The sequence below is a fragment of the Thermoactinomyces intermedius genome (assembly GCF_013912365.1).
Lineage (GTDB): Bacteria > Bacillota > Bacilli > Thermoactinomycetales > Thermoactinomycetaceae > Thermoactinomyces > Thermoactinomyces intermedius.
In genome coordinates, this window is sequence record NZ_JACETT010000055.1 from 1 (window position 1) to 10,748 (window position 10,748).

The window sequence follows — 10,748 nt, forward strand, 5'->3', positions numbered from 1 at the left end:
CTTTATATTCTTAATTTTAATATAAAAATTGGTCCTTTGTCAAATGTTGGGGTACAGGTTAACGCGCAAGCGCGTTCGCGCATGTCTATAAGCTCGTGACGTTCCCGCAGGACTTTAAATATGCTACGGAGCATGACACCGCGGAAAAAATACGAATGTATTTTTTTGAGTCGCTGCCAAAAGCAAAAACTCCCAGAACAAAGTCAGACCGTTTCAACTCCTTCTGGAGGCACAGTTTTTGTAATTTGTAATGGGTATAAGGCAAATTATCAAATATAAAAAGATATTTATGGCGTGAGTCAACAAAATTATTGCGCTAATGACACTATATTAAAAGAAATAGACCCCCCAAGGACAGGTTAAGGCCTATTTCTTCAGATCTTTTTATTTTAGATAATTTTCTAATTTAAACATGGCAACATTTTCTATGTGCCCGGTCTGCGGGAACATGTCGACCGGTTGCACTTCCTGCACCCGGTACCCGCATTCTGCGAGGTATTTTGCATCACGGGCCAATGTGGCTGAATTGCAGGAAACGTAGACGAGCCGCTCAGGCTGCATAGAAACGAGGGTATCGAGCAGCACCCGGTCACAACCTTTTCGCGGCGGATCCACCACCACAACATCCGGGCGGATCCCTTCTTCATACCATCGGGGCAATACTTCTTCCGCGGCTCCTGTTTCAAACGTGACATGATCCATTCCGTTGATTTTCGCATTTCTTTCGGCATCCCGGACGGCAGCGGGAACAATTTCCACCCCGTATACCCGCTTGGCGTTTTGCGCCAGGTACAAGGCAATGGTTCCGATTCCGCAATAAGCGTCGATCACGACTTCCCGGCCGGTCAGGCCGGCATACCGGGCTACTTGATCATACAGCACTTGGGTCTGCACGGGATTGACCTGGAAAAAGGAATGCGGCGAAATGGCAAAGGTCACTTCCCCGATCCGGTCGTAAATGACATCCCGGCCCCACAACACTTCATTTTCCGGCCCCAAGACCACATTGGTCCGTTTGGAATTGATATTTTGGATCAATGATTTGAGTGCGGGGAACTCTTTTCGCAACGCCTCCACCCATTTGTCGCGATGCGGCAGTTTTTTTCCGTTCGTCACCAGGACGATCATCAATTCCCCGGTGTGAAAACCGGTGCGAACCATCACATGCCGCAAGCATCCTTGGTGTTTGGTTTCGTCATAAATGGGGATTTTCAGTTCCCGGGCCAATTCTTTGACTTTCCGGACGGCTTGGTCATTGGCTTCATGCTGGATGAGGCAGGCCTCCATATCCACAATCCGGTGCGATCCGGCCGCATAAAAACCGGCTTTCACTTTCCCGTCTTCCCATCCCAAAGGAACCTGGGCTTTATTGCGGTACCGCCATGGGTTTTCCATGCCCAACACGGGAAGAACCGGCACCTGCATGCCGCCGATCCGCTCAAAATGATCCGCCACCTGTTGCCGTTTATGCTCCAGTTGGGCGGGATATTGCAAATGTTGGATCTGGCATCCCCCGCATTCGTGATAAATCGGGCAAGGGGGTTCCGTCCGGCTGGGATGGCTTTTCAACACTTGGATTGCTTCGCCTTTCCCGTATGTTTTTTTCACCACTTGAACGCGCACACGGACTTTCTCATCCGGAACCGTTTGAGGCACAAAGATGGTGAATCCCTGGTATTTGCCGACACCGGCTCCGTCATGGGACAGGCCGGTGATTTCCATTTCAATCACATCGCCTGTTTTTACCGGCGGTTTTGCTTTCTTCATCCGAACAACTCCTTCATAAAAAAACGTTCATCAACCCGGATGAACGGCGACTATGGACAAAAGATTTTTAGATGGCGCGGCAGCATTTTCACCTTACCGGAAAGCTCCCCTCCCCACTCCCCGTCCAGATTTAATTTCAGGGAAATCGGGGTGTTGATCTCGAGCTCATCCGTTTGGAAATAAATGATTCTCGAATCCCGGATATGTTCCCCTTTGCGGGCCAGGGCAGCCAAGTGCAAAAGATCGGGGATATTGGCTTTGGGAATGATGAGCACATCAAACAAACCGTCATTCAGACTGGCTTCGGGAGCAAGCCGTTCAAATCCCCCGACGGAGACGCTGTTGGCAATGATGATCAGCCAGATTTCCGACTTCCATTTCCCGCGGGGCGTTTGAAGCTCGACCGGGAAAGGATGATGAAGGCTCCCCAGCTTTTCGATCGCTTTGGCGTAATAAGCCAACGGCCCCACGATGGACTTTAAACGGCTGGGCGCCTCATAGGTGACTTCCGTCAACCGGCCGGCCGCCGCCACATTGATGAAATATTTATCTCCAAACACACCGACATCCACATCGACGGTGTTTCCTTTGGCAATCACTTTGCAAGCTTCTTCCAAATCCCGGGGAAGTTTCAAAGCCCGGGCCAGATCATTCGTGGTTCCTCCGGGCAAAATGCCGAGAGCGGGAGGGTTTGGAAACTCTGCCAACCCGTTGACCACTTCATGAATCGTCCCGTCCCCGCCGGCGGCAATCACCACATCCTCTCCCCGTTCGGCGGCAATGCGGGCTTCCTTGGTGGCATATCCCCGTCCCGTGGTGGCATGGCAGGAGGTTTCATATCCGGCCTGTTCCAATACCGCGAGCAACTGCGGCAACTTCCTGGCTATCATTTCCCTTCCGGCTGTGGGATTGTATATCAGTCGTGCCCGTTTCATAGAGCCAGCTCCTTTGGACGTTTAAAAAAATTGCCGTCATTTTTCCTTATTCCGTCGGAACAAACACCTAGTTACTAGTTTACCCAACACCCCGGACCACTTCAAAGTGAATATTTCGTTATAGAAAAAGGCTTGCGGGAAATTCCCGCAAGCCTGTCAATCTCCGGTCAATGGGGCAGGAAAACCAGTTGGAAAAAGAACAGAACCGCAAAGAGATACACCAGCCAGTGAACTTCTCTCCACTTGCCGCGGAAGATTTTCATCAGCGGATAGGTGAGAAAGCCCAGCGCGATTCCCGTGGCGATGCTTGATGTCAGCGGCATGCTCAAAATCACCATAAATGCCGGGAATGCCTCATCAATCTCATTCCATTGGATATGGCTGACATGGCTCATCATCAAGGCACCGACCACAATCAAAGCCGGGGCCGTGATGGCCGCAATCCCGGACACGGATTGAACCAGCGGGCTGAAAAAGGCAGAAAGGGCAAACAACACGGCCACAACCACGGCTGTCAACCCGGTTCTCCCGCCGGAAGCCACACCGGAGGACGATTCAATATAGGCCGAGGTCGGGCTGGTTCCAAAAATGGAGCCTGTCAGGGTCGCAACCGAATCGGCCAGCAGGGTTCTTTCTCCCCGGGGAAGCACTCCCTCTTTCATCAATCCGGCTTGTTTGGCCACACCCAAGACCGTGCCGGTGGTGTCAAACAATGTGACCAATAAAAAGGAAAAGACCACTGCATACAAACCGTAATCAAACACAACTTGAAACGCATGAACCGGATTGTCCACCACGAGGCGGTTTGGAATCTCGGGAGCCGACACGATGCCGCTGTCGAAAGAAAGCTGTCCCGTCAAATAAGCAATGATTCCCGTCCCGATCATGCCGATAAATAAAGCGCCATTTAGATTGAGTGCCATACAGGCCAGTGTGATCGCCAATCCGGCCAGCGTAAGCAGCGCCGAAGCAGAATGAAGGTTGCCAAGCGCCACCAAATTGGATGGATGGTCTTGAATCAATCCCGACATTCTCAAACCGATGAAAGCAATAAACAATCCAATGCCTGCCGTGATCGCGCTTTTCAAATTGGAAGGGATCACTTCTATCAGCTTGGTCCGAAGTGGCGTCAACGAAATCAGAACAAAGAGAATTCCCGCGACAAAGACCGCCGCGAACGCTTCTTCATATCCCAACCCTTGATGGGCTTTCACCACGGAATAGGCAAAATATGCATTTAAACCCATCGCCGGAGCAATGGCAATCGGGTAATTTGCGAACAATCCCATGACCAACGTCCCAACCACCGTCGCAATGATGGTGGCAAAGAAACTCAACGAAAAGGGAACCCCGGCATCCGCCAAAATAATCGGGTTTACCACCATAATATAAGACATGGTGAAAAAGGTGGTCATTCCTGCAATGATTTCTTTTTTAACGGAAGATCCGTGTTTTTCCAATTGAAACATGGATGAACTCCCCCAAAAAACGAATATTATTAGAAGTACAGATATATATTATTCGTTTTATGTATAAAATGCAAGAAAAAAACCCCGGAAATGACATCCCGGGGTCTCCTGGTTATTCTTTTGTCCACTCTGTATGGAACACGCCTTCCCGGTCAATGCGCCGGTAAGTATGGGCTCCAAAATAATCGCGCTGGGCTTGCAGCAGGTTGGCCGGCAGTTTCTCAGAGCGGTAACTGTCATAGTAGTTGATGGCACTGGCAAAAGCAGGCACCGGAATGCCGTTTAACACCGCCGTTGCCACCACTTCCCGCCAAGCTTGCTGATACTCTTCCACAATCCCTTTAAAGTAGGGGTCCAAAAGCAAGTTGCTCAAGTTCGGATCCCGGTCATATGCCTCTTTGATATTTTGCAGGAATTGGGCACGGATAATGCATCCGCCGCGGAAAATCATCGCGATTTCCCCGGGTTTCAAATCCCAGCCAAAGGCATCGGATGCGGCTTTCATTTGGGCAAATCCTTGGGCGTATGAACAGATCTTGCTGGCATAAAGGGCTTTACGGATCGATTCGATCAATGCTTCCCGGTCCTCGATCACCGTATGGCAGCCGGTTTTCGGCCCTTTTAAGACCTGGCTGGCTTTAACCCGCTCTTCTTTCATGGCCGACAAAAAGCGGGAATAAACCGACTGGGTGATAATGGAGAGCGGGACGCCGAGATCCAAGGAACTTTGGCTTGTCCATTTTCCGGTTCCTTTTTGTCCGGCGGTATCCAGGATCAATTCAACCAACGGCTGTCCGGTTTCCTTATCGACTTTGGTAAAGATGTCAGCCGTGATTTCGATCAGGTAACTGTTCAACTCGCCTTGGTTCCATTCTTTAAAGACCTCATGCAATTCTTCGGCATTCATGTTTAACAGATGTTTCAACAAATGATAAGCTTCACTGATCAATTGCATGTCGCCGTATTCGATGCCGTTGTGCACCATTTTCACATAATGTCCGGCTCCGTTCGGGCCGATATAGGTGCAGCAGGGATCGCCGTTTACTTTGGCGGAAATGTCGGTCAAAATATGTTGGACCTGCTCATAGGCTTCTTTGGATCCTCCCGGCATGATGGCCGGTCCGTGCAGGGCTCCTTCTTCCCCTCCGGACACCCCGGCCCCGATAAAATGAATCCCGGTGGCTTCCAATTCTTTGCTGCGGCGAATGGTGTCCTCGTAAAAGGCATTGCCGCCGTCAATGACAATATCGCCGGGTTCCAGGTATTTTTTCAGTTGTTGAATCATGTCATCCGTCGGTTGGCCGGCTTTGACCATCAACATGATCCGGCGCGGTTTTTGAAGAGATTGAACAAATTCTTCCATGGTATATGTACCAACGATATTCAAATCGCTGTGTTTTTCGGTCAGCTTTTTCGTCCGCTCCGGAGAACGGTTGAAGACAGATACGGTATAACCTTTGCTTTCCATATTCAAAGCCAGATTTTTGCCCATCACTGCCAGTCCGATTACTCCGATATGACTTTTTGCCATGAACGACACATCCTTCTATAAATGTAAAGTATTGTTCATCTTTAATAATTAATTATAACAAAAACAAATTCATTCTTCTTCAAATCGGGAAAAACGGAATTTGAATCTCAAAAGCCCGCTCCACCATCCACAAAATTCCCAACAACGCCATCACTGCTGAAACCCACCGGATGATCCGGCGCTCAAGCGCACCGTTTCGCATGCGGATCCGCCGGAGCAACGGGAACACAAGGGAAACCACCAACAATTGCCCGATTTCAATCCCCGCATTAAACGAAAAGAGAGCGGTGAGAAAGTTGGTTTTGGGCAAGTGGATATCCGCCAGCGAACCGGCAAATCCCAAACCGTGAATCAATCCGAAGAAAAACGTCACGGTCAGTCGATGAGGGTATGTCCGGAAAAAGAAATTCTCCACTGCAACATAAACAATGGTCAGTGCAATCAGCACTTCCACCCACTTCGAGGGGGCTGCAATAATGTCCATGACGGCCAAAATCAACGTGATGGAATGGGCAACAGTGAAACAAGTAATCACCTTCAACAAGTTTTTCGCGTTTCCCGCGGCCACCAGAAGCCCCGCCAAAAAAGCCAGGTGATCAAACCCAAACCAGATGTGTGTCATTCCCATATAAACAAACTCTTTGGCCGTCAGCCAAACCGACAAATCCGTTTGTTTGGAGAAAGTCAGATGCCGGTTGTCATCATGAAAAACATAATGCCCTTCCTGATCCCCGTTTTCGATCTTGACCACGTTTTGGTGTTGGCCTTTGTTGAATTCAAAGAACATTTGATAAGACAGATCCACTTTGCCGACCGGTTCTGTGGAAATAAACGCTCCCTCCACCCGGTAGTGCCCCGGTTCCGGCCGGGTGATTTCTTTCAATGTGAATGGCATCGGACGGTTATTATTTTTTGCAACAAACCGTGTTTTTATATAGCTTTCGATTTGATTCTCCTGTTCTTCACGCACTTTATTTTCCTTCAGCACCAGTTGCTTCCCCGCCACCTGTTCCAACAGGGGCTCATTGATCAGCATCGAAACATGAATTTGATTGCCTTCGACCGATAGATCCGTAGACACCAGATGCAACGGATGGGCCTCTGCCGGCAACAAAGGCAAGAAAATGATCATCCACCATAAACATCCCATCCATCCCCAATAACGAATTTTCTCCATCCTCTCTCCTCCCACATCATTTCGTATAATTCCGGGCCATTTCCATCAAACTAACAACGTACCAAGAAACAGGAGGGATTAAATCATGAAACGCGTTGCAGTGGAAGCCGGATTATCTCCCGTCCGTGATTACTTGAGCCAAAGAGGTTTCCAAGTTGAGGAATATCAAGCGGAATCACTGCAAAATCAAGGTAATTATGCCGCAATTGTCATATCCGGACAAGATCAGAATTTAATGGGCATGCAAGACCAAGTGGAAAACTGTCCGGTCATCAGCGCAAGCGGCCTGACCCCGGAAGAAGTTTGCCGGCGGATTGAACAAATTGCCGGATCTTAAAGAAAAGACCAAGTCATCTGTTATGACTTGGTCTTTTTCTTCAGGTTCTCCACCATGGCCTCCATCCAACGGGAAACTCCCGGATCCGGCAAGTATGCCGACCTGAGGTATTCCACCTTCAATCCTTCCAAACGGGAGGGAATCAGTTGGTCAGTGAAGTACCCCTCGCTTAAAAACAAAGGCAAAACCAACACCCGGTATTTCTGACTCAAAGCATCAGCCCGTTTTTGCAATTCGTCCGATGAAAGGGAGGCAGAGGTGATACAGGCCAAAGGAAACTTTCGCCGCAGCTGCTTTACCAATCCGTTCATTCCGGCTTCCCACTTCTCTTTGAAACCGGGCAATTCATTTCCGTGTCCCACCAGCAAAACCGCCTCTTCCTCCGGTTTCCGGATAAGAGCTTGGATTCTTTTGGCCAACATTTCCGCAATGTACGGATGATCGTCCATCGCGGGACTCATCGCCACTTTGGCATGAACGTTCAACGGGGCGACATCGGATGCGGCCGGAAGCCGGCCGGTCAGCCCCAACATAAACCGGATTTCTTCAATATGTTTGCTGCCGGAAGATGCAAACAGGGGGATGGCAAAAATCCGGTTTACCCCCTGGGCTTCCAATGCATCAATCCCGTCTTGGATCTTCCGGCCTTCCACCAGTTCCAAAAATCCGACCGTAAGTGGATGTTCCGTTTTCACCTGCTTCACGGCATCATCAACCAACCGGACCCACCGGCTGCTTCTGGAACCATGGGCAATCACCAGCACCCCGATTTTTTCCGCCATCACACATCCCCTTATTTTGAATGGTCTGCCACTTTCTGCATGGATTTAAATGTCAAAAGAGCGAAAAAGAAGCTGATCATCCCGTTCATCAGGCCTTCCGCATAAAAAAAGACCTGAGCCACTCCGTTTAAAGCCAGCAAAAAAACCGTCACCCAATAAACGGGTTTGGGAAACGCCCGGGCCGTCCGCTCATAATAGGTCAACAAAAAATACAGCGCAAAAATCAAAAAAGTAACCGCTTCATAAGGGGCCGGCACAAAAAATAAAAAATAAACCCCCGCCCCCAACAGAAGCGCAATAATCACAAGATGAAAAAGCAGCACAACCAAGCCTCCTTCTGATTAGAAAGAAGCCCGCCGAAAGGCGAGCTTTTTAATTGGACGACTGAATCTGTTTTAAGATCAACTCATTCACCAATTTCGGATTGGCTTGGCCCCGGGTTGCTTTCATCACCTGACCAACCAGGAAGCCAAGCGCCCGGTCTTTTCCGTTTTTAAAGTCCTCAACGGATTGCGGGTTGGCGGCAATCACTTTTGCGACTTCCTCTTTCAGCTTCCCTTCGTCACTGATTTGGACCCATCCTTTTTCTTTCACGATGGTTCCGGGGTCTTTTCCGGTATCCAACATTTCTTTGAACACTTTTTTCGCGATTTTGCTGCTGATGGTTCCTTTTTGAATCAATAAGATCATTTCAGCTAAATGAGCCGGGGTCATCCGGATGGCTTCGATTTCGATGCCTTCCCGGTTCAGATATCCCAACAGTTCGGTGATGATCCAGTTGGAAGCCAGTTTCGGATCCGCTTTTTTCGCCACCGTCTCTTCATAAAAATCGGCAACGGCTTTGGAGCTGGTCAAAATGCCCGCATCATAATCACTGAGCCCGAACTCTTTTTGGTACCGTTCTTTCCGCTGATCCGGCAATTCGGGGATGCTTGCGCGGATTTCTTCTTTCCAAGCTTCGTCAATATGAAGCGTAACCAGATCCGGTTCGGGGAAATAGCGGTAATCATGCGCTTCCTCTTTGCTGCGCATGGTTTTCGTCCGGTTTTCCTGTTCCAGCCAGCGCAAGGTTTGTTGCACCACTTTTTCGCCGCGGTCCAGGATTTCCTGTTGCCGCTTTTGTTCATATTCCAGCGCTTTTTCCACGTTTTTGAACGAGTTTAAGTTTTTCATTTCCGTCTTGGTGCCGAATTCTTTTTGGCCGACCGGACGCAAACTGATATTGGCATCGCAACGCAACGAGCCTTCTTCCATCCGGACATCAGATACGCCCGTGTACTGGATGATCGTTTTTAATTTTTCCAAGTACGCCCGGGCTTCAGCCGGTGAACGGAGATCGGGTTCGGATACGATCTCAATCAGCGGCACTCCCACACGGTTGAAATCCACCAGCGATCCGTCGCCGTTTTCGCTGTGATTCAGCTTTCCGGCGTCTTCTTCCAGATGCAGACGCGTGATGCCGATGCGTTTCTTTTTCCCGTCCACTTCGATTTCAATCCATCCGTTTTGACCGATCGGTTGATCATATTGAGAGATTTGGTAAGCTTTCGGGCTGTCCGGATAAAAATAGTTTTTCCTGTCAAACTTGCTGTATTCAGCAATCTCGCAATTCAGAGCCATGGCGGCTTTCATCGCAAAATTCACCGCTTGCTTGTTCAATACCGGAAGCACGCCGGGATGCCCCAGGCAAACCGGACAGGTATTCGTGTTGGGGGGAGCTCCGAACTCAGTTGAACAACCGCAAAAGATTTTGGATTTCGTGGACAGTTCCACGTGAACTTCCAAGCCGATGACTGTTTCATATTTACTCATTCTGCGTTCCCTCCCACCATCGGAGCCGGCAATGACTCAGTTTGTTGTTCATAGGCATGAGCCACGCGCAATACCGTCGATTCGGCAAAAGGCTGGCCAATGATCTGCAAACCAACCGGCATGCCGTCCGCCAGACCGCACGGAACACTGATGGCCGGCAATCCTGCCAGGTTGACCGGAATGGTCAAAATATCATTCATATACATGGTCAGCGGATCGTCCGCTTGTTCCCCGATTTTAAAAGCCGTTGTCGGCGTGGTCGGTCCGACAATTACGTCAAATTGCTTGAATACGTTCTCGAAATCCTGACGGATCAATGTTCTCACTTTTTGCGCCTTTTTGTAATAAGCATCATAATAACCGGAGCTGAGTGCATAAGTTCCGAGCATGATCCGCCGTTTCACTTCGGGACCGAAGCCTTGGCTGCGCGACTCCAGATAAAGATCCAGCAAGTTTTTCCCGGTTTTGCGAACCCCGTACCGCACGCCGTCAAAGCGGGCCAGGTTGGAAGAAGCTTCTGCCGGGGCAATGATGTAGTAGGCCGCAACCGCGTATTCCATATGGGGAAGGGAAACCTCCTCCACATGTGCGCCCATTTTCTCCAGCTGGTCAATCGCTTTTTGAACCGTTTCACGGACGGAAGGATCAATGCCTTCTCCCATCATTTCTTTGGCCACAGCCACTTTCATGCCTTTGATCTCTCCGGTCAAAGCAGACAGATAGTCCGGCACTTCCACCGGGGCCGAAGTGGTGTCATGAGGATCGTGGCCGGAAATGGCTTGCAAGACATACGCGGCGTCTTCCACGTTTTTCGTCAACGGCCCGATTTGATCCAGTGAAGAGGCAAAAGCCACCAAACCGTAACGGGAAACACGCCCGTAGGTCGGCTTCATGCCAACCACGCCGCAATACGCCGCCGGTTGGCGGATCGATCCGCC

Annotated in this window: 10 protein-coding genes; 1 reads left to right on the forward strand and 9 read right to left on the reverse strand. The window is 49.7% G+C overall.

All coding sequences use genetic code 11. The annotated features are described in order from the left end of the window. Positions 1–384: 384 nt before the first annotated feature. The 5 genes from rlmD to H1R82_RS12450 form a co-directional block, all read right to left on the reverse strand. Positions 385–1,767, reverse strand: coding sequence for a 23S rRNA (uracil(1939)-C(5))-methyltransferase RlmD (gene rlmD / locus H1R82_RS12430; RefSeq protein WP_181731502.1), 1,383 nt, complete (start codon positions 1,765–1,767; stop codon positions 385–387). 50 nt (positions 1,768–1,817) lie between these two features. Continuing rightward, positions 1,818–2,702 (reverse strand): diacylglycerol kinase, encoded by an 885-nt coding sequence (locus H1R82_RS12435; RefSeq protein WP_181731501.1) that lies wholly within the window; start codon positions 2,700–2,702, stop codon positions 1,818–1,820. A 167-nt stretch (positions 2,703–2,869) separates the two neighbouring features. Beyond that, positions 2,870–4,171: an NCS2 family permease gene (locus tag H1R82_RS12440; RefSeq protein ID WP_181731500.1), complete on the reverse strand. Its 1,302-nt coding sequence runs from the start codon at positions 4,169–4,171 to the stop codon at positions 2,870–2,872. 112 nt (positions 4,172–4,283) lie between these two features. Continuing rightward, positions 4,284–5,702: an NADP-dependent phosphogluconate dehydrogenase gene (gene gnd, locus H1R82_RS12445; RefSeq protein ID WP_181731499.1), complete on the reverse strand. Its 1,419-nt coding sequence runs from the start codon at positions 5,700–5,702 to the stop codon at positions 4,284–4,286. Positions 5,703–5,781: 79 nt separating this feature from the next. Beyond that, positions 5,782–6,879, reverse strand: coding sequence for a HupE/UreJ family protein (locus H1R82_RS12450; protein WP_181731498.1), 1,098 nt, complete (start codon positions 6,877–6,879; stop codon positions 5,782–5,784). Positions 6,880–6,964: 85 nt separating this feature from the next. On the opposite strand from H1R82_RS12450, the gene H1R82_RS12455 reads away from it, so the two are divergent. Then, positions 6,965–7,216 carry a YkuS family protein gene (locus H1R82_RS12455; protein WP_037993084.1) on the forward strand — a complete coding sequence of 84 codons (252 nt, stop codon included), beginning with the start codon at positions 6,965–6,967 and terminating at the stop codon, positions 7,214–7,216. 20 nt (positions 7,217–7,236) lie between these two features. On the opposite strand, the gene H1R82_RS12460 is transcribed toward H1R82_RS12455, so the two are convergent. The 4 genes from H1R82_RS12460 to H1R82_RS12475 form a co-directional block, all read right to left on the reverse strand. Next, positions 7,237–7,998 (reverse strand): sirohydrochlorin chelatase, encoded by a 762-nt coding sequence (locus H1R82_RS12460; RefSeq protein ID WP_181731497.1) that lies wholly within the window; start codon positions 7,996–7,998, stop codon positions 7,237–7,239. Between the two features lie 11 nt (positions 7,999–8,009). After that, a complete protein-coding gene (locus tag H1R82_RS12465) occupies positions 8,010–8,321 on the reverse strand; it encodes a hypothetical protein (protein ID WP_181731496.1) in 312 nt (103 codons plus the stop codon). Between the two features lie 49 nt (positions 8,322–8,370). Beyond that, positions 8,371–9,810 carry an Asp-tRNA(Asn)/Glu-tRNA(Gln) amidotransferase subunit GatB gene (gene gatB, locus H1R82_RS12470; protein WP_181731495.1) on the reverse strand — a complete coding sequence of 480 codons (1,440 nt, stop codon included), beginning with the start codon at positions 9,808–9,810 and terminating at the stop codon, positions 8,371–8,373. Continuing rightward, on the reverse strand, positions 9,807–10,748 hold a 942-nt coding region (locus H1R82_RS12475; protein WP_181821677.1), incomplete at its 5' end, for an amidase family protein. The genes gatB and H1R82_RS12475, both read right to left, overlap by 4 nt.